The following is a 19,734-nucleotide window of genomic DNA, read 5'->3' on the forward strand; positions in this document are numbered from 1 at the left end:
GAACGGAAGGGAAATGCAGCGACACCATACTAGAGCAGCAACGATACTGTCTACATTGTTTATGGGATTGGGACAAATATATAACCGCCAATTTATCAAAGGTTTTATTTTTTTGATTGTAGAGGCATTAAGCTTAACTTACTTTATTCAGAAGCTGGGACGGGCGTTCTGGGGTATCGTTACCTTGGGTACAACCTCCCAACATTTTGAGAAGGTCAAAGGGATTGCCAAGCTCGTCAAAGGTGATCATTCTATATTTATTCTAATTCAGAGTTTGATCACGATTATATTCTTTCTTCTGTTTCTGCTTGCGTGGTATATGAACATTAGAGATGCCCGAAAGACTGGAGCTGCGCGAGACGCAGGCCATACTCCGGGTACGTTTAAACAGAGCATCCGTTATATCCTAGATTATAAGTTTGCGCAGACATTTCTTATCCTGCCGTCTGTAGGTATTCTGTTATTTACAGTAATGCCGATCATCTTCATGGTCATGCTGGCGTTTACGAATTATTCTGCGCCTAACCATATGCCTCCGGCCAAGCTGGTAGATTGGGTTGGCTTCGAAACATTCCGCAGCCTGCTGGTGCTTAAATCTTGGAGCCAAACATTCTACGGTGTGCTCACTTGGACCATTATTTGGGCGATCCTGTCGACAGTTACCACCTATTTGGGCGGCATGCTGGTCGCGATGCTGGTCAGCCAGCAAGGCATTCGTTTCAAGGGCGTCTGGAGAGCTATTCTGATTGTTCCCTATGCTATTCCGCAGATGATCTCCCTTCTGCTCATGCGCAACCTGTTCAACGGCCAGTTTGGTCCGATTAACCAATATCTAAAAGTTTTCGGGCTCGATGGCCTTCCTTGGCTAACGGATCCATTCTGGGCCAAAGTAACGGTTATCGTAGTTAACATGTGGGTCGGTATTCCGGTATCCATGCTGCTGATTATGGGGGTTCTGACAACGATTCCGCGCGATATGTATGAAGCGGCCGAAGTGGATGGGGCGAACAGCTACCAGAAATTCCGCATCATAACATTGCCTATGGTGCTATTCTCGACGGCGCCTACACTGATTGCCCAGTTTGCAGGCAACATCAATAACTTTAATGCGATCTTCCTGTTAACAGCCGGTAATCCCCCAAACGGGGATTATCAGTATGCCGGTTCCACCGACTTGCTCGTGACGTGGCTTTACAAGCTCACGCTTGACCAGAACAAATATAACATGGCATCTGCGGTTGGGATCATTATCTTCTTAATCGTAGCCAGCTTCTCGCTTTACAATTACCGGCGGACGAAATCATTCCAGGAGGAGGACATGATCCAATGAGCGGAGTAAACATTAAAAGAACAATACGGCTCGGATTAAGTTATTTGACGTTGCTGATTCTGTCTGTTGCAGCACTCTATCCTGCCATTTGGATTCTGTTATCGTCGCTGCGGCCGGGCAAATCCCTTTACAGTAAAACACTGATTCCTGAAACGTTTACGCTTGAACATTTCCGGGCGCTGTTCTATGATCCCACCCTGCTGTTCCCTACTTGGTGGCTCAATACATTAAAGATAGCCTCGTGCTCGATGCTTTTGGGCGTTTTCCTGACTTTGCTTACCAGTTATGCGGTTTCCCGGTTCAGATTCAAGACGCGGAAGACCACCATGTCCGGACTGCTGGTGCTTGGAATGTTTCCAGGCTTCATGAGTATGATTGCCATCTATTTGCTGCTGAAAGAGTTTGATTTGCTGGATACACATATGGCTCTGATTATGGTATATGCAGCCGGAGCTCCGCTAGGCGGAACACTGATCGCGAAAGGGTTCCTCGATACGATACCGCGTTCGCTGGACGAAGCTGCCCGCATTGACGGAGCAAGCAACTTTGGAATCTTCTGGAGAGTTATTCTGCCTCTGTCGAGACCGATGATTACCTACATGGCGCTTACCCAATTTGTCGGACCGTGGGTTGACTTTATCTTTGCCAGACTCATTCTGCGGACCAAGGATAAATGGACCGTTGCCGTGGGCATGTGGGACATGGTGAATACGAATCAGAACACCAATTTCACGACTTTTGCGGCAGGTGCTGTACTGATCTCTATTCCGATCATGATTCTCTTTGCCTTCCTGCAAAAGTTGCTCGTCGAAGGGTTGACGGCGGGGGCCAGCAAAGGCTAATCAAGCCGTTTCCCGCTTTTGCGTGCATTCACGAAACAAGGTACACCTTCATTTGAATGGGAAGGGTGTACCTTGTCTTGTATATTCTTATTTAAGGATAGAGCGGACCTGAATCGTCATCTAGGCAAATCATCAATTTATGGGGTTTATTAGCGGGGTCCTTGCAAAGGATCTGAACCGGCATCCAGGCAAATCACCACTTTGCGGGGTTATTCAGGGACTTCAGCTCGGCATCTGATTAGGCTTCAAGGATAAAACCTGCGGTTGTGGCGTTATTTTATTCTATGGGGAGAGTAGACTTATGAAACGGCAGCGAAGCCTGCATCTGCAATCGGTTGGCGTCAAATTATTCGTAATCCTGTTCAGCACCATTCTGTTGTTGTCCTCCGTGCTTGGTTTGACTTCTTATTACGCCGCCAAAGGTATTATTACCGATGAAGTAGCTGCTGCTTCATCGCAAGCGATTGTCCAGGCCGCTGATAAACTGGATTTCCTCTTTGTTGAGTATGAAGCGCTTTCGCGGCAATTTGCCGTGGATCAAGCGCTCAAGGCAGATCTGGAGGCGGTAAATGATCCCGGTATCGGGATCGTGGCTAAGGTTGCCGCCGAAGGGCGTATCCGCAGCAAGCTGGATGCAGTCAAAGGCTCCGATGAGCGTCTATTGGGCATCCGGCTTGTTTCCCGCAGCCTTGCCGAAGTTGAATCTTATAAAACCTCGGGCGTTACGGGGATCCGCACCGATGAGTGGATCCTGGCGAGATTCAAGCAGATTGACGAGGCCAAGGGCAATCCAGTGTGGTTCCCGGTCCGGCCGAAGGGCTTCTTCGATACATACTCGGAAGCTTCTCTCACGATGGGACGGCTTCTGCGCAATATACAAAATCCGCAAGCGGAATATTATATGCTGATTGAGATCAAGCGAAGCTCTCTCAACGACATGTTAGCGAACCTGCGCATCGGAGAAGACGGTGAGCTGCGCATCCTTGATGCTGACCGAAAGGTTGTGTATGCGGCGGATGATGCTCTGCTGGAGCAGCCTTCATTCATCAAGCCGTCGAGGGCAGAGGTCGAGCCGCAGCCGGGCCAAGAATTGGATCGTTCCTTTATGGCAGACGATGAAGCCGGAACGGAGCAACTGGCGGTGTACCAGCCGCTGACCACAGGTGGTTGGACACTGCTTGGCTATGCGCCGGTCAGTGATTTCACCAAGTCGGCCGACCGCCTGTTGTACATTACACTACTCGTAGTACTCGCGGCGGCGCTGATTGCTCTCTTGATCGGCTATGTGCTGGTCCGTCTGATTGGCCGGCCGCTCGGCAAGCTCGCACGTCTGATGGAGGAAGGGGAGCAAGGCAACCTTAATGTTCGTACCAACTTCAAGGGCCGCGATGAAATCGGCCGGCTGGGTCACAGCTTCAACCGGATGATGGAGCAGATCTCGTGCCTGGCTGGCCAGAGCAGTGCGTCGGCGGAAGCTGTGCTGTCCACTTCGGAGCAGCTTGTTCAGGCCTCAGGGGCAACCTCAGCCCACGCCAGAGAGGTAGCCGCCGCTACAAGCGAGATAGCGCAAGGTGCGGCCAGTCTGGCAGCGGAAGCAGAGAGCAGCAACCGGAACGTGGAAATGATGGGCGGCAAGATGCAGGAAGTCGCAGAGGTTAATGTCAGCATGGATGTTTCGGCAGAGCAGGTTATCACTGTCAGTGAACAGGGTGCAGAGCTGATGAAGAAGCTGGTTGCACAGAGTGAATCCTCACTGAAGATGATGGATCTGATTCAGGGAAACTCCGATAAACTGCGGGAGAGCACACACCTCATCCGCAGCATTCTCAGCCCGATGATTGCCGTGAACAAGCAGACCAATATCCTCGCGCTTAACGCGTCCATTGAAGCCGTGCGCGCCGGTGCTGCGGGAAGAGGGTTTATTGTTATCGCCGAGGAGATCCGGGGATTGGCCAATCAATCCAACCAGTCGATAGCTTCCGTATCCCAAATTACCGAAGAGATCAGCAGCCATATTGAGAATACGGTCAATCTTGTTAGAGAAGCAGCCCCGTTGTTCGGCGAGCAGATTACCTCTGTGCGGGAGTCTTCTGTTATATTTGAAAGCGTGAGGGCAGAGATGGGCCATTTCATTGGCTATATCAGCCAGTCGTCGGACGCTGTCGCGGAGCTGAACGGCTTCCAGCAGCAGTTAAGTGAATCCATGGCCAGTGTCACCTCAGTTGTGCAGCAGACGAGTGCTTCGACAGAGGAGGTGGCTTCCATGTCTTCACAGCAATTCATAATAAGTGAGGAACTGGTGGCGCTGTCCGGCAAACTTGAGGAGCTGGCGGAGGATTTGAAGCGGTCGCTCGTTTCCTTTCACGGCTAGAGGTGCGGGAGTGGGATAAGAGGAGGGAGCAGCTTGGCAGAGCTCAACGGAAGCCTCTTTCAGCAGGCTCTGCTGGAGGGGGAGTACAGCCCGCTTTTTTTGGCTTACTACTATAAGCAGTGGAATAATTACACGATGGCGTACCATCAGCATAATTCCACAGAAATCATGTATCTGATCTCGGGGAGCTGCGCAGTGGATGTGAGCTGCGGACCGGGGGCCGAGGAACGGTTCCGCCTGAAACGGGGAGAACTGATTATTCTCGATTCCAATGTCCCACACAGGCTGATTGTCGAAGAGGGGACGCCTTGCCGGATGCTGAATGTTGAATTCGGCTTCACGGAATATTCAGGGGTAGCCCCCTCCGTCGGCAAACTGGCCAGAGAGGAAGAAGTGCTGGCCGAGCTGCTGCGTACACCCTTCTCCAGCCTGGTGCTGCCTGATCCCGAGGAAGTGTTTCATGTGCTGAAGGCGCTGGTGCTGGAGCTGGATCAACGCGGCAGTGACGGCGGAAGCATGGTCCAGCTGCTATTCGCCGAACTGCTGCTGCGCCTGTCCAGGCTGCGCCGGGAGCAGCTGCATACCAGCCAACAGCCATCTCAGCTATATGTACGCCGCGCAATCGAATGGCTGCACCAGAATTATGACCGCAGCATACAGGTCAAGGAGGTGGCCGCCGCCGTAAATGTCCATCCGGGGTATCTGCACCGGATCTTCCGGACACATACCGGCCGCACGCTCACTGATTATCTCAATCTGCTGCGGATGGAGAAGGCCAAGATGCTGCTCGGTCAGAGCGAGATTCCGGTTGCGGAAATTGCCGATTATGTAGGCATCAGCAGCAGGCAATATTTTCATCTTTTATTCAAAAAATATAGTGGTTGCACTCCGGTCGAGTACCGGCATTCAATGGATCGATATTCCTGGCGCGACGAAACCACCGTAGATAGAAATTTAGGTGAGGATATTTGACAGCTTTTCGGCATAATGGTCATGATATTGGTTACGCTCTCCCGGCGTCCCTTGCTACAATGGACAGGAACAACCAATTCAATGCCGGAGGATGATTGCGATGTCTTTTAAAGTAACCTTTATTGGAGCAGGCAGCATCGGATTTACCCGCGGATTGCTGCGCGACCTGCTGACTGTACCGGAATTCAATAATATAGAAGTATCATTTATGGACATCAACAGCCATAATCTGGAGATGGTCACTGAGCTGTGCCAGCGGGATATCCGGGAGAACGGCCTCCATATTGAGATCCGGCCAACTACGGACCGCAGGGAAGCACTCAAAGATGCGAAGTACGTATTCTGTACGATTCGTACAGGTGGACTTGAAGCTTTTGCCACCGATGTGGACATTCCGTTGAAATATGGCGTCGATCAGTGTGTAGGAGATACCTTGTGCGCCGGAGGCATTATGTACGGACAGCGCGGCATTGCCGAGATGCTGAACATCTGCCGTGATATCCGCGAGGTGGCGGCGCCGGATGTGTTGCTGCTCAATTATTCGAACCCGATGGCGATGCTGACCTGGGCCTGCAACCAATACGGCGGTGTGCGGACGATTGGTCTATGCCACGGGGTGCAGCATGGACACCAGCAGATTGCAGATGTGTACGGATTGAATAAATCCGAGGTAGATATTATCTGTGCCGGGATCAATCATCAGACCTGGTACATCTCCGCGAAGCATAAAGGCAAGGACCTGACGTCAGGTCTGCTTGAGGCCTTCGAGAAGCATCCGGAATTCAGCCGGACGGAGAAGGTACGGATTGATATGCTGCGCCGGTTCGGCTATTACAGCACGGAATCGAACGGGCATCTGAGCGAATATGTGCCATGGTACCGCAAGCGCAGCGATGAGATTATGGATTGGATCGATCTGGGCAGCTGGATTAACGGGGAGACTGGTGGGTATCTGCGGGTCTGCACCGAAGGGCGCAACTGGTTCGAGACGGATTTCCCCAACTGGATGAAGGAGCCTGCCCTGAAGTATACATCGGACAAGCGCGGGGAAGAGCATGGTTCTTATATTATAGAAGGCTTGGAGACCGGCCGGGTCTACCGGGGCCACTTCAATACCGTGAACAACGGGGCGATTGCGAACCTGCCGGATGATGCCATTATCGAAGCTCCGGGTTATGTGGACCGCAATGGCATCTCCATGCCGCATGTCGGTGATCTTTCGCTGGGGCTGGCTGCGGTGTGCAACGTCAGTATTTCCGTGCAGCGCCTGGCGGTAGAAGCTGCTGTACATGGAGATGACCTGCTGCTGCGCCAGGCCTTTATGATGGACCCGCTGGTGGGTGCGGTCTGCAATCCGAAAGAGATCTGGCAGATGGTCGACGAAATGCTGGTTGCCGGAGAAGCGTGGCTGCCGCAGTACAGCTCAGCGATTGCCGCCGCCAAGGAACGTCTGGCCGCAGGTAATTTAATTCCTACTCTGGCGGGCAATGAAGGAGCCGCAAGGCTGCAAGTGAAGTCAGTGGAAGAGATGAAGCTGGACCGCGAAGCGGCGAGCCGCAACGCCGGGGAATCTGACAAGGGCAAGGACCGCGAGAAGGTACGCTAATTAACCCTATCGGGGCCGGAAGCGGATGGACTTCGCTTTCGGCTTTTGTCATGCGCGAGCAGGCCAGGCTTCCCGATGGGAGGAGTAGGCTCTCGCAGGCATAGAAGCTCCATCGTTATTTCTGCAGAAAAAAGAGCATCCGCCTGCCTGTCGAAACGGTATGCCCAGGTTGGGATGCTCCTTGCCGAGTAACAGAAGGGTACGGTCAGGAAGAGTACAGCCGGTTTAGGCACCGGCTGTTTTTTGGCCGAAAAAGGTCTTCAGCGCCTGATACACTTCCTTCTTATCCTTAATAACATAATGCATAAATTGGTCATGCTTCAGATGGCGGTAAGCGGACATCAATGTGCTGCTGCGGTTGTACTGATTCACCTCGCCGTACCCGAACATATTGCTGCGCTTCAGCAGCTCGCCGATCAGCTTGACACAACGTTCATTGTCGGACGTCAGATTGTCGCCATCGGAGAAGTGGAACGGATAAATATTGTACTTGGAAGGCGGGTACCGTCCGTCGATAATCTCCAGCGCCTTCTGGTAGGCCGAGGAGCAGATCGTGCCCCCGCTCTCGCCGCGGGTGAAGAAATCATGCTCGCTGACCTCCTTGGCTTCCGTATGATGGGCCAGAAATACAATCTCGACCTTCTCATACTGGCGGCGCAGGAAGCGGGTCATCCAGAAGAAGAAGCTGCGGGCGCAATATTTCTCGAAGGAGCCCATCGACCCTGAAGTATCCATCATCGCAATAATGACAGCATTGGAGTTCGGAACGGTAATATCATCCCAGGTTTTGTAGCGCAGGTCATCCGGGCTGATGCTGTGAATACCGGGAGCCCCACGGCTGGCATTGCGGCGAAGGTTCTCCAGCAGGGTGCGTTTCTTATCGATGTTGGACATCATGCCTTTTTTGCGGATATCATTGAAGACTATCGATTTGACCTCGATTTCTTCCTTGTCCTTCGGCTTGAGATGGGGCAGCTCCATATCCTGAAATAGAATATCCTCCAGATCCTCCAGATTGACCTCGGCCTCCACGGTATCCTGTCCGGGCTGGTCACCGGCCTTCTCTCCCTTGCCGGGACCCGCGGACTGTGAATCCCGTCCCAGCACATCGCCCACCTGACTTTCGCCGTCACCCTGCCCGACATGTTTTTGCTTGCGGAAATTATAAATAATCCGGTACTCATCGAGACTGCGGATCGGCACTTTGACGATTTGCTTGCCTCCCGACAGAATAATGTTCTCTTCGGTAACGAGATCAGGCAGATTATCTTTAATGGCTTCCCTGACCTTCTGCTGATGACGCTCCTGATCCTGATGGCCTTTGCGGTGAAGGGACCAGTCTTCTTTCGATACGACAAAAGCAAAGGGACCGGATGATTGCGGCAGGACGACCACCTCCCATGGAATATGTTTCGCTGCTATACTGTCGGCCCTAAAGCTTGAGGGGGCTGTAACTAAGTATATTCATGGCCCTTGCGGATATGTGACTATTCACTGATGTCAGGGAGGCATAGATCAAGATTACCACCGCGTTGGACTGGGCCTGCTGCCTTACGGTCCGCCCGTCCGGAAGACTCTCCACTCACAGGGGTTAACCTGGAAACTGCAGCGCCCAGCGTCGTATTCACCGTCACCTTCTGGGTGTTCGTTAAATTATGTCCTAAATAGATATTTGAAACCTTTGTGGTAGGTTGAACGTTTATAGTGTTAAGAATCAGGTCAACCTACCGCGACCTAAGGAGGAACACAACATGAGACAGAAATACTCATTGCCGGCAGCCGCAGCGCTTGCTGTCTTAACGCTAGCTTTAACAGCCTGCAGCGGAAATTCACCGGCGGCAGCTCCCTCGGAGCCGGCGGCTACGACTACTCCCGCACCTACAGAGACTGCAGTTACAACTACTCCTGCTCCCGTACCTACAGAGACTGCAGCAACGCCAAGCCTCTCGCCGTCATCTGAAGCGCAGCCGCAAGTGCTGCAAGGGAAAGGAATTTATTTGGGACAAATTGATAATCATTCCGTGGAGATTCAGACGGAAGAAGGACCTACTGCTTTTGAACTTGGTGCTGGGACAGAGACTGCCCCGGAGAAGCTAAATACAGATGATACCGTAACTTTCGAATATGTAGAGAAAGCAATAGAAGGAGATTCAAGCGTGAAGCAGCGCATTCTCTCCAGATTGACCCTTGAAGAACAGGGGAGCTGAGAGCGGCTTGGTCACACCCTTGTATGCACGTCACTTGATTTGCTTGTAAGTCCATAATTTCTGAGTGCACAACACAAAGAGCTGTTCCCGGGTTCATCCGGGAACAGCTCTTTGGCTGCATATCAGCCTGCAATGCAAGCGGCCGGTTCTTCTTAGGTTAAATGGAACCCGCATTGACGAGGAACGCTGCCACCATGAACATAAACAACAGAATAATCAGGCCATTGATCAGGGTGCCGATAATGCCCAGCAGCTTCCGGCGTTTGCTAAGGGAAATACCGATAATTCCAATGACAACACCGATGACATTCAGTGCTGTGAGGCTAAGTACGGCCAAGCCCAGGAACATAATCGTCTGTGAGACATCGCCTACAATCCGGTTGTCTTCAACAATGACGCTGTAGGACCTGGAACTGGCCACGAACAAGGTCACTACATAGCCGACGATGCTGATGAGGCCGATTACAAAGGAAGCGATGCCGGGACCGGAATGAGGATAATCATGAGGCCTTTCCGGGTAGGAGTCAGGGGGATGAGCCGGTGTTTCGGAAAGCTGGTGGTTGTCCATAAACCGCACTCCTTCATAGATAAGAGTAATAAATCCTTCCTGTTCACTTTTTCATAATGTGGCTGGAAATGCAAGCTCTGAATACGAAAATCCGGCTGCAGCTGGAAATGCAGCACGGGGCAAGTTAAGATAAGATGAAATTGAATCTAAGGAGTGATCTGCTCGTGCAGCGAACATTTATGGCCTGGGGAGCTCTGCTCGCTATGCTGGCCGTGGCGATCGGCGCATTCGGCGCACATCTGCTGGAGCCGGTAATCAGCGCCGATTATATGGAAGTATATAAGACCGGTGTGCAATATCATATGATGCATGCGCTGGGCTTGATTCTGATTGCCCTTGTTGCCGGCCAGTGGGGGGAGCGGCCGCGTCTCCGCTGGGCGGGACGGCTGCTGACAGCAGGCATTCTGCTCTTCTCGGGCAGCTTGTATGTGCTGAGCATCAGCGGCATCAAGGTGCTGGGTGCCATTACTCCGCTTGGCGGCATATGCTTTATCGCCGGCTGGATCTGTCTGGCCTTGGAGGCGCTCTCGCATAGAGAGAAATCCTAAGAGCCTCAGTTGGCCTCTGCATGATAATAACCCTGTATCCGCTTTAAGGATACAGGGTTATTGGCGCTCAGTGCTGCCCAGCTAGCTGCATGGAGTCAGTTGAATTCGTCGATCTCATTCAGATTAAAGGTATAGACTTGCTTCTCATCTACGTGATATACGCTTAGGGAGTTGGCGGCCTCATCGAAATTCAGAATCCGGCAGGGCATCGATACCTGCTTGCCATGGCGGTTGGCTCTCAGGCGAACCAATTGATTGCTCTGGATATACTGGCGGATCTTGCCATAGGCATCGGCGGGTGTTTCGTGAATAGAAGGTTTGGCCGCAGCTTCAGGCAGCTTGGGGTCCTCCTTGGCAACCGGCTTGTGCGCCATCTTCAGGTTGGCAGGAACAGGTGTCTCTTGATTCAAAGCTATCTTGGCGGAACGCAGCAAGGTGTCTATCGTTCTTCCCATATCCAAACCTGAATTAATGTTGAAGTCTGTAACTGCACTGCTGCTGTTCAACATCTCCAGTAAATATTGTAAGGCGAGCGGGTTCGTACGGGCATCAATAAGGATGTCGAGGTTAAATAGATGATTGCCGTCAGTATGTTGTAATTTCTTGTTCATAAATCCCCCAGCTTATCGTTAAGAACGATACTATAAATATAGTAATAAAGTATATAAACTATATCATTAAACCACTGAGAATCATATACCTGACCTAGTGGGAATTAGGTCCTTGGAACTGTTTTATTTTGTCAAGGAACAGGTCTTCTGTCCACACGCGGTTTGTGCAGGAAGCATACATATACAGCGTGGATTGACAAAAACGGAGGTGTTGTCATTGGTTACCATAGAGCCAATTGTTATAGGTGAACATACGGTGATCGGCGTAGAGGTTAAGCTGCCCAAAACCACGCTGCTGTCTATCAGCACAAGCCGAGGCTACATCATGTGCGGCGCCTTGGATATTGGACTGCTTAATGAGAAGCTCGGCGACCGGCAGATTATTGCTGCGCGTGCGGTAGGCGTGCGCACCTTACCCGAGCTGCTGGCAGCACCGCTGGAGTCGGTAACGCTTGAAGCAGAGTCGCTGGGTATTGTGCCGGGCATGATTGGTGCGGAAGCGCTGCTGCGGATGCTGTGAGCCAACATTGTCACAGGAAGGTATTTCAGCTTGAAGGGGGTGTCTTCCTAAGCCGTTCGGCTTGGGGGGAAGCCCTTTATTTCTGAAACGCTGCGGTACAGGAGTTCTCGGTGTATAAGTCAACTCCTCTTGGCTCATTCTACATAAACAGGTTCAAGGATGAATCTCCTGGGCAGTTTGTTTCGTCTGAAGTGGGGAAGGGTAAATGGTGTATAGACAACTGCAAGGCCGGATTATGGTACAAGCAGCCGGCTAAAATTTAGGAATAAGGAAGGGATCATACCATGGCTAAAGCATCGAACAAAGTAAACACCGCATCACTGGAGCAGATTCTGAACACTCAGGTAGCGAACTTGAACGTACTCTACGTTAAGCTTCACAACTATCACTGGTACGTCAAGGGAGAGCAATTTTTCTCACTTCATGTGAAGTTTGAAGAACTATACGATGAGGTTACGCTCAAAATGGATGAGGTCGCCGAACGTTTGCTCAGCATCAAGGGAAGCCCTGCAGCGACCATGAAGGAATACCTGGAGCTTGCGACCATCCAGGAAGCCACAGGCAAAGAGGACACTCATGGTATGGTGCAGACCCTGATCGAGGACTTTGCAACCGTGGTTGAGGAGCTGGCAGAAGGCATCGAAGCCGCTGAGCAGGTTTCCGACCAGCCTACAGCGGATATGTTCATCAAGATCCGCAGTGATCTGGAGAAGCACCAATGGATGCTGCGCTCCTTCCTGGGCTGATCGAATCGACATCTCATGATCTAATGCCTTAATGAAATCATGTAATTTCTTGTCTGTTAATATCATAAGGCCTCCTGCGGGAGGCTTTATTTGTTTATATTGACGGACCTCTTGCGTTGTGGAAAAGTGAAAATCGATATTTGTAAAAAAACAGGCTTTGTTATAAAATTGATGAGAATCATTGATAATCATTCCATTTCACATTATAATAATTATAATGTGATATAAAATCTAATTGTGCTGGCAACAGGGATACCCTGTGCAACATACAGCTTTCTGATTTCGCAAATCGATCAATGGAGGGAATACTAATTATGGCCGCAGATTTTGTCATTGAGGGACTGAAAGCATCAATAGAAGGTAAAGAAATTCTGAAGGGGATCAACCTGAAGATGAAGGGTGGCGAAATTCATGCCATCATGGGACCTAACGGTACGGGTAAAAGTACGCTGGCTTCCGCATTAATGGGACATCCGAAATATGAAGTTACCGAAGGGACCGCTACACTTGAAGGCGAAGATCTGCTTGAAATGGCTGTAGATGAGCGTGCACGCGCCGGTCTGTTCCTGGCGATGCAATATCCAAGTGAAATCTCGGGTGTTACCAATTCCGACTTCCTGCGCAGTGCCATTAATTCCCGCCGTGAAGAGGGCAGTGAAATTTCACTGATCCGTTTCATCCGGCAGATGGAAGCTAAGATGAAGGAACTGGATATGAATCCCGAATTCCTGCACCGTTACCTGAATGAAGGTTTCTCCGGCGGGGAGAAGAAACGGAACGAAATTCTGCAAATGATGATGCTCGATCCCAAAATCGTCATCCTGGACGAAATTGACTCCGGTCTGGATATCGATGCTTTGAAAATTGTTGCCGATGGTGTGAACTCCATGCGTAGCGAAGACCGCGGCTTCCTGGTTATCACTCACTATCAGCGTTTGCTTGACTACATCACACCAGATTATGTGCACGTTATGATGCAGGGGCGGATTGTGAAATCCGGCGGACCTGAACTGGCGCGCCGCCTTGAGGCCGATGGTTATGAATGGATTAAGGAAGAACTGGGCATCGAAGATGAAACTGTAGGAAACGAAGCGTAAGACGAGCCGGAAGGAGGAGACCACTTATGACGACAGAAACCATTCTTCCAGTGGACGCTGCGCGCTTAAGCGAATTATCGCAGGCAAACAGCGAACCGGGCTGGCTGCAGGACAGCCGCCTGAAGGCACTGGAATTGGCAGCAGAACTTGCATTGCCAAGGCTGGAGAAGACACGGATCGACCGCTGGGATCTTAGCAAATACGGCAGCTATAAGACTGTTCAGGCACTACAGAGCCTGGAAGAAGCTCCGGCTTCTGTAGCAGCACTGGTCAAAGACCAGGAGCAGGGCAGCCTGATCATTCAGCGCAACTCGGGAACCGTTTATGTACGGCTGGCACCGGAGCTTGCAGCACAGGGCGTTATTTTCACCGATTTGCAGACTGCGGTCAAGGAACATGGCGAACTGGTGCGGCGCTATCTGCATCAAGCCGTTAAGCCGGATGAGCATTCCCTTGCCGCGCTGCATGCAGCGCTGTGGAACGGAGGCGTATTCCTGTACGTTCCGAAGAATGTGATTGTGGATACACCGGTTCAGGCCATTCTGCTGACCGATGATGCCGAAGCTGCTTTTGTACCGCATATTCTGGTTGTAGCCGACGCGAACAGCTCCGTGACCTATGTAGACAACTATGTCTCCGACAAATCGGAAGCCGGGCTGCACAACGGTGCGGTTGAAGTATTTGTGGGTGCAGGTGCGAAGGTGCAATATGCCTCCGTTCACCAGCTCGGTGCAGATACAACGGACGTGACCTACCGCCGTGCGGTGGTTGAGAATGACGGCTCCATTGAGTGGATCGTGGGCGAGATGAACTACGGGGATACCGTCAGCGATACCAAATCAATCCTGAAGGGCAATGGTTCTTCCTCCAATGCCAAGGTGATTGCGGTAGGCTCAGGTGCTCAGAAGCTGAACTACACTACACAGGCACAGCATTTTGGCCGGAACACACCAAGTGACATGATCACCCGTGCTGTAATGCGTGATTCTGCCACATCGATTATTAACGGAATTACCAAGATCGAGAAGGGCGCCACCCGGGCCGACGGACAGCAGACGGAGAAAGTTCTGATGCTGAGCCCCAAAGCACGCGGAGATGCGAACCCGATCCTGCTTATAGATGAAGACGATGTTACAGCCGGCCATGCCGCTTCCGTAGGACGGGTCAATGAAGAGCAGGTATATTACCTGATGTCACGCGGAATTTCCAAACACGATGCAGAAACACTTGTCATCTATGGCTTCCTGGCTCCTGTCGTGTCACAGATTCCACTGGAGGGACTGCGCAATCAGCTCCAATCTCTTGTGGAAAGGAAGTTGGGCCAATGATCAGCCAGTCGATCCGTGAGCAGTTCCCCATTCTGAACCAAGATATCAACGGCCATCCTCTGGTGTATCTGGACAACGCGGCGACTTCTCAGAAGCCGCGCCAGGTCATTGAGGCCGTCAAAGCTTATTATGAATGGGACAACGCTAATGTGCACCGCGGCGTGCACACACTGGGCAGCCGGGCAACGGATGCCTACGAAGGTGCGAGAGAGAAGCTGCAGAAATTTATCAATGCCCGCAGCAGTAAAGAAATTATTTTCACTCGCGGAACAACCACAGCGCTTAATCTTGTAGCCTCCTCCTATGGCCCTTCAGCGGTCGGTGAGGGAGACGAGATTGTAATCACTCAGATGGAGCATCACAGCAATCTGATTCCGTGGCAGCAGCTTGCCAAGAGAACAGGAGCGACCCTGAAATATCTGCCCCTTCAGAAGGATGGAACGATCCTGCTGGAGGATGCCGAAACAACTATTACCGACCATACCAAGATTGTGGCCATTGCTTATGTATCCAACGTTATGGGGGTTACCCATCCGGTAAAAGAGCTGGCGGCGATCGCCCATCGTCATGGTGCGGTTATCGTGGTCGACGGTGCACAGAGTACACCGCATATGAAGGTCGATATGCAGGACCTGGATTGTGACTTCTACGCCCTCTCCGGCCATAAGATGCTTGCTCCAACCGGCATCGGCGCCCTCTATGGTAAGAAAGCTCTGCTGGAAGCGATGGAGCCCGTTGAGTTCGGGGGAGAGATGATTGATGATGTCGGCCTCTATGATGCAACCTGGAAAGAGCTTCCGTGGAGATTCGAAGGCGGCACACCGATTATTGCCGGTGCAGTAGGACTAGGAGCGGCCATCGACTTCCTGCAGGAGGTGGGCATGGATGAAATCCACCGTCATGAGACTGCTCTTGCCGCTTACGCGGAGCAGCGCCTCGCTGCAATTGAAGGCTTAAGCATGTATGGCCCCCGCAACCGTGAGGTGGGGGTAATCACCTTCAATCTGGGCGATGTGCATCCCCATGATGTGGCAACCGTTCTGGATGCGCAGGGGATCGCTATCCGTGCAGGGCATCACTGCTGCCAGCCGCTGATGCGCTGGCTGGAGGTAAGCTCTACTGCACGCGCTAGCTTCTATCTGTACAATACCGAAAGTGATGTGGATCAGCTGGTGGCCGCCTTAATCAAGACAAAGGAGTATTTCGCCGATGAACTTGGATGACTTGTACAGACGCGTAATTATGGACCATTACAAAAATCCCCGGAACCGTGGTTCTTTCGAAGACGACGCTGTAAAGATTGAACTGAACAACCCGACCTGCGGCGACCGCATTACCCTTCAGCTGAAGGTTGCGGATGGAATCGTTCAGGATGCCCGCTACAGCGGAGAAGGCTGCTCGATCAGCATGTCGTCGGCTTCCATGATGACAGAAGCGGTCAAAGGCCAAACCGTGGAGCGTGCGCTTGATATGGCGGAGCAATTCTCCTCCATGATGAAGGGCGAGGAAGCCGACTTCGGAGATTATGAGGATATTGAATCCCTTTCCGGTGTCAATAAATTTCCGGCGCGGATCAAATGTGCCACCTTGGCCTGGAACGCGCTACGCAAAGGCATAGATCAAGAAGAGACCCACCAATAAAACAGAAACAAGGAGGCTGACACCATGGCTAAGAAAGCGCCTGATATGGAGGAATACCAGTATGGGTTCCGTGATGAGCACAAGTCGATCTTCCAGTCTGGTAAAGGATTGACGGCCGAAATTGTTAAAGAAATCTCCGCAATCAAAAATGAACCACAGTGGATGCTGGACTTCCGTCTGAAATCACTGGAGCAGTTCCGCAAAATGCCGATGCCTAAATGGGGCGGCGATCTCGATGATCTGGATTTCGAGGAAATTCAGTATTATGTTCGACCTTCAGAGAAGCAGGGCAAGACTTGGGAAGAGGTTCCTTCCGAAATTAAGGAAACCTTCGACAAGCTGGGTATTCCGGAAGCGGAGCAGAAGTTCCTTGCCGGCGTATCCGCCCAGTATGAATCCGAGGTTGTCTACCACAGCATGCAGAAGTCCCTTGAGGATCAAGGGGTAATCTTCACCGATACGGACACCGCGCTGCGGGAATACCCGGAGCTGTTCAGAAAATATTTTGCCACCATCATTCCGCCTGCGGACAACAAGTTCGCTGCCCTTAACAGTGCGGTCTGGTCCGGCGGCAGCTTCATCTATGTACCTAAGGGTGTGAAATGCGAGGTGCCGCTGCAGGCTTACTTCCGCATCAACTCCGAGAACATGGGCCAATTCGAGCGCACCCTGATCCTTGCCGATGAAGACAGCTTCGTGCATTATGTGGAAGGCTGTACAGCTCCAATCTACAGCACCAATTCCCTGCATAGTGCCGTAGTCGAAATTCTCTGCATGAAAAACGCTCGTGTGCGTTACACTACCATCCAGAACTGGGCGCCAAACATCTACAACCTCGTTACGAAACGTGCGGTTGCTGAAGAGAACGCCACAATGGAATGGGTTGATGGCAACATCGGCTCCAAGCTGACGATGAAATATCCGGCGGTTGTGCTGAAGGGCCGCGGCGCCAAAGGTTCCGTGCTCTCAATTGCCGTTGCCGGCAAAGCGCAGCATCAGGATGCAGGCGCCAAAATGATCCACCTGGCACCTGATACCACATCTACAATTGTATCGAAATCGATCAGCAAACACGGTGGTAAGGTAACGTACCGCGGATTGGCCTCCTTCGGCCGCAATGCGGATGGCGCCAAATCCAACATCAAATGTGATACGCTGATTATGGATAACGAATCCACATCAGATACCATTCCGTATAATGAAATTATGAATGACAACATTACGCTGGAGCATGAAGCAACGGTATCCAAGGTCTCCGAGGAGCAGCTGTTCTACCTCATGAGCCGCGGCCTCACCGACGCCGAAGCTACCCAGATGATCGTTATGGGCTTCATCGAGCCATTCACCAAAGAATTGCCGATGGAGTATGCCGTTGAGATGAATCGTCTGATCAAGTTCGAAATGGAAGGAAGTATCGGGTAACCGATACCTTCTGCAAATACGTGCCCGAGTGATCTTGACACCTTAGGTGTTGAAGTCGCTCGGGCACGTTTTTTGTGTTGTGCCAAGCTATCCAGTAAATAGGAAACATGAGCATGCAGGAGAACGTGGGGAGCCACGAAGTAAAAAGGAGCAGCCATTTCGCTGCCCCCTAAAATTAATTGCGTTGCAACAATATATATCCGCTAATTCTTGAAGTTTTTTTACGGAAGACTACTTTAAAACCAATGTCGTTGTCTAATAAACAAGCTAAGGCGGTGTTCAGCAATCCATTTGGTCTCAAGCTAGGTCTACAAGGCTGAGCATTTCCGATAATGCGGACACTGATAATCCGGCGTGCAGATCCAGGAATCAGAGGATTTCTGCTCCAGGTGATCAATACTAAGTCGGGCTGACGCGTAGCCATTCGGATCTACCCCTTTCTATTATGTTTCTTTATATAAAATACACAGTAGATTCTAATGTGCTAGACCACAGCGGAGTAGCAAGCAACTGGTCAATCTCTTCGTAATTAACTCCCACTCATTACATTCCCTGTTATTTACATTATTCTAGTAACATTTGTAACTGACTAAGGGGCTGGAAATTGATAAATATAGAATGTAAGCGTTTCATACATTAGGATCGGGGGAATGTTTGTGAAAAAAGTTACAAAATTAGTGATGGCTGCCGGTATTTCATTGGCACTTGTAGGGGGCGGAACCAGTGCGGTTCTGAACAATGTATCTTCAGCGGCAAGTGCGCCGCTTAAAGTAGGCAGGGTAGAAGCGGCTGCTCATGGCACCAAATGCTTCACCGTGGCTGTCGCTGTCGTTCAGAACGGCAAAATTGTAGCCGCTTCGCTGGATGACTATCAATTCCTTAGCACGGACGTGGCCAAGGGAGTGCCTAACTCCGATGCGGATTTCGGACAGAATTATAAGGATGCCAAGATGGTGCTGGCCTCCAAGAAAGCCAACAACAAATATTACAGTGAGCACATGACCGAAGAAGCTAAATCTACAGTTGCATACGACAAGAACTTGGCAGCTGTTGAGAAATATGCGACCGGCAAGACCATCAAGGAGCTGGAAGCTACACTGGCCAAGAAGAGCAAAACCCAGATGGTGGACGCTGTCAGCGGAGCTACTCTGGTGGATACCAAAGGTTATCTGACAGCGATTCTGGATGCAGCCAAGGCTGCCAAATAAAATTGATGATGTTATGGCTCGTAACTTAAATCGGTGAATAACCCTTGTGAGGAAGCACGCTGCAGGTTGGGGGGATCCCGGTCGCTGTTAAAGGCCGGTTTCCTGATTGTTAACTGAACATAGGGTGAAATCAGGTTACTACTTCGGGCTTCGTATGATCAGAGACCTCAGCCTCCGTTCCAAGATCGTGTTCATCAGTCTTGTCCACCGAATTAGTTGCGAATCTGCATCTAATTCGCTGATTTTTTCCGTTTTAGAGCAAATAAGTGCGGAAACGCATCTAATTTCGGATTTGGAGCGTTAAAGAAGCGATTTACTCGAAAATAGTTGCAGATTCGCACTTATTTGCCCGATAACAGGAGTTTCAGCTGAAATTAGATGTACTTTCGCATCTAATTTCTCTGATAGCTCTGATGCTGCACCCGAAATTCTCCGTGGGATCTAAGAAGTAACGAAATAGGTCTTTAAAGGCGAACACTACCGTTTCTCCAGAATTCCTCCAACCCTCTACGCTGTTCACATTTCTAATCAACCACTGATTTTTAGCTTGAGCCGTTGTTATTTGCGCATTCCGCAGGAACAGCCGGCCCTTTGCCCTTCAGGTCTTGCGCATTCCGCAGGAACAGCCCGCCTTTGACCTTAGCCCCGGCGCGCGCATCCCGTCAGGGATAGCGGGCCAGCCCGGCGACGTCCAAGCGGTCCCGCAGGGATAAGCGC

The 19,734-nt window shown here is 51.1% G+C and carries 19 protein-coding genes; 15 read left to right on the top strand and 4 right to left on the bottom strand.

Annotated elements, in window-relative coordinates:
- Positions 1-13 precede the first annotated feature (13 nt).
- The 5 genes from B9T62_RS04285 (at position 14) to melA (ending at position 7,121) form a co-directional block, all read left to right on the top strand.
- Positions 14-1,330, top strand: coding sequence for a carbohydrate ABC transporter permease (locus tag B9T62_RS04285; RefSeq protein WP_087914122.1), 1,317 nt, complete (start codon positions 14-16; stop codon positions 1,328-1,330).
- Positions 1,327-2,172, top strand: coding sequence for a sugar ABC transporter permease (locus B9T62_RS04290; protein WP_087914123.1), 846 nt, complete (start codon positions 1,327-1,329; stop codon positions 2,170-2,172). Before B9T62_RS04285 ends, B9T62_RS04290 begins: the two co-directional genes overlap by 4 nt.
- A gap of 301 nt (positions 2,173-2,473) precedes the next feature.
- Positions 2,474-4,543, top strand: a complete 2,070-nt coding sequence (locus B9T62_RS04295; protein ID WP_087914124.1) for a methyl-accepting chemotaxis protein — start codon at positions 2,474-2,476, stop codon at positions 4,541-4,543.
- Between the two features lie 33 nt (positions 4,544-4,576).
- Positions 4,577-5,515, top strand: coding sequence for an AraC family transcriptional regulator (locus B9T62_RS04300; RefSeq protein WP_087914125.1), 939 nt, complete (start codon positions 4,577-4,579; stop codon positions 5,513-5,515).
- 100 nt (positions 5,516-5,615) lie between these two features.
- A complete protein-coding gene (gene melA / locus B9T62_RS04305) occupies positions 5,616-7,121 on the top strand; it encodes an alpha-glucosidase/alpha-galactosidase (RefSeq protein ID WP_087914126.1) in 1,506 nt (501 codons plus the stop codon).
- Between the two features lie 225 nt (positions 7,122-7,346).
- Here the strand turns inward: melA and yhbH are convergent, their stop codons facing one another.
- Positions 7,347-8,507: a sporulation protein YhbH gene (gene yhbH, locus B9T62_RS04310; protein WP_087920128.1), complete on the bottom strand. Its 1,161-nt coding sequence runs from the start codon at positions 8,505-8,507 to the stop codon at positions 7,347-7,349.
- A 365-nt stretch (positions 8,508-8,872) separates the two neighbouring features.
- On the opposite strand from yhbH, the gene B9T62_RS04315 reads away from it, so the two are divergent.
- On the top strand, positions 8,873-9,328 hold the full coding sequence (locus tag B9T62_RS04315; RefSeq protein ID WP_087914127.1) for a hypothetical protein: 456 nt from the start codon (positions 8,873-8,875) through the stop codon (positions 9,326-9,328).
- 157 nt (positions 9,329-9,485) lie between these two features.
- Here the strand turns inward: B9T62_RS04315 and B9T62_RS04320 are convergent, their stop codons facing one another.
- On the bottom strand, positions 9,486-9,896 hold the full coding sequence (locus tag B9T62_RS04320; RefSeq protein WP_087914128.1) for a hypothetical protein: 411 nt from the start codon (positions 9,894-9,896) through the stop codon (positions 9,486-9,488).
- A gap of 164 nt (positions 9,897-10,060) precedes the next feature.
- Here B9T62_RS04320 and B9T62_RS04325 point away from each other — a divergent pair, with 164 nt between their 5' ends.
- Positions 10,061-10,444 carry a DUF423 domain-containing protein gene (locus B9T62_RS04325; RefSeq protein ID WP_087914129.1) on the top strand — a complete coding sequence of 128 codons (384 nt, stop codon included), beginning with the start codon at positions 10,061-10,063 and terminating at the stop codon, positions 10,442-10,444.
- A gap of 95 nt (positions 10,445-10,539) precedes the next feature.
- On the opposite strand, the gene B9T62_RS04330 is transcribed toward B9T62_RS04325, so the two are convergent.
- The gene (locus B9T62_RS04330) at positions 10,540-11,055 is read right to left on the bottom strand and encodes a hypothetical protein (RefSeq protein ID WP_087914130.1); all 516 of its coding nucleotides are present in this window, start codon (positions 11,053-11,055) and stop codon (positions 10,540-10,542) included.
- A 217-nt stretch (positions 11,056-11,272) separates the two neighbouring features.
- Between B9T62_RS04330 and B9T62_RS04335 the strand changes: the two genes are divergently transcribed.
- From B9T62_RS04335 to sufB, 7 genes are all read left to right on the top strand, one after another.
- On the top strand, positions 11,273-11,575 hold the full coding sequence (locus tag B9T62_RS04335; RefSeq protein WP_087914131.1) for a YunC family protein: 303 nt from the start codon (positions 11,273-11,275) through the stop codon (positions 11,573-11,575).
- Positions 11,576-11,859: 284 nt separating this feature from the next.
- Complete coding sequence (locus tag B9T62_RS04340; protein WP_087914132.1) at positions 11,860-12,321, top strand: Dps family protein; 462 nt, start codon at positions 11,860-11,862, stop codon at positions 12,319-12,321.
- 314 nt (positions 12,322-12,635) lie between these two features.
- The gene (gene sufC / locus B9T62_RS04345; protein WP_087914133.1) at positions 12,636-13,418 is read left to right on the top strand and encodes a Fe-S cluster assembly ATPase SufC; all 783 of its coding nucleotides are present in this window, start codon (positions 12,636-12,638) and stop codon (positions 13,416-13,418) included.
- A gap of 26 nt (positions 13,419-13,444) precedes the next feature.
- Positions 13,445-14,746, top strand: a complete 1,302-nt coding sequence (gene sufD, locus B9T62_RS04350) for a Fe-S cluster assembly protein SufD (protein WP_087914134.1) — start codon at positions 13,445-13,447, stop codon at positions 14,744-14,746.
- Positions 14,743-15,969, top strand: coding sequence for a cysteine desulfurase (locus B9T62_RS04355; RefSeq protein ID WP_087914135.1), 1,227 nt, complete (start codon positions 14,743-14,745; stop codon positions 15,967-15,969). The genes sufD and B9T62_RS04355 overlap by 4 nt, the downstream gene beginning before the upstream one ends.
- On the top strand, positions 15,956-16,387 hold the full coding sequence (gene sufU, locus B9T62_RS04360; protein WP_087914136.1) for a Fe-S cluster assembly sulfur transfer protein SufU: 432 nt from the start codon (positions 15,956-15,958) through the stop codon (positions 16,385-16,387). The genes B9T62_RS04355 and sufU overlap by 14 nt, the downstream gene beginning before the upstream one ends.
- Positions 16,388-16,411: 24 nt before the next feature.
- Positions 16,412-17,809, top strand: a complete 1,398-nt coding sequence (gene sufB, locus B9T62_RS04365) for a Fe-S cluster assembly protein SufB (protein ID WP_087914137.1) — start codon at positions 16,412-16,414, stop codon at positions 17,807-17,809.
- Between the two features lie 175 nt (positions 17,810-17,984).
- On the opposite strand, the gene B9T62_RS04370 is transcribed toward sufB, so the two are convergent.
- Positions 17,985-18,233: a hypothetical protein gene (locus B9T62_RS04370; RefSeq protein WP_087914138.1), complete on the bottom strand. Its 249-nt coding sequence runs from the start codon at positions 18,231-18,233 to the stop codon at positions 17,985-17,987.
- 232 nt (positions 18,234-18,465) lie between these two features.
- Here B9T62_RS04370 and B9T62_RS04375 point away from each other — a divergent pair, with 232 nt between their 5' ends.
- Entirely contained in the window at positions 18,466-19,017 is a 552-nt protein-coding gene (locus B9T62_RS04375) for a hypothetical protein (protein ID WP_087920129.1), read from the top strand.
- The last annotated feature ends 717 nt before the right edge of the window (positions 19,018-19,734 follow it).

It is taken from the genome of Paenibacillus donghaensis, from assembly GCF_002192415.1.
Lineage (GTDB): Bacteria > Bacillota > Bacilli > Paenibacillales > Paenibacillaceae > Paenibacillus_AQ > Paenibacillus_AQ donghaensis.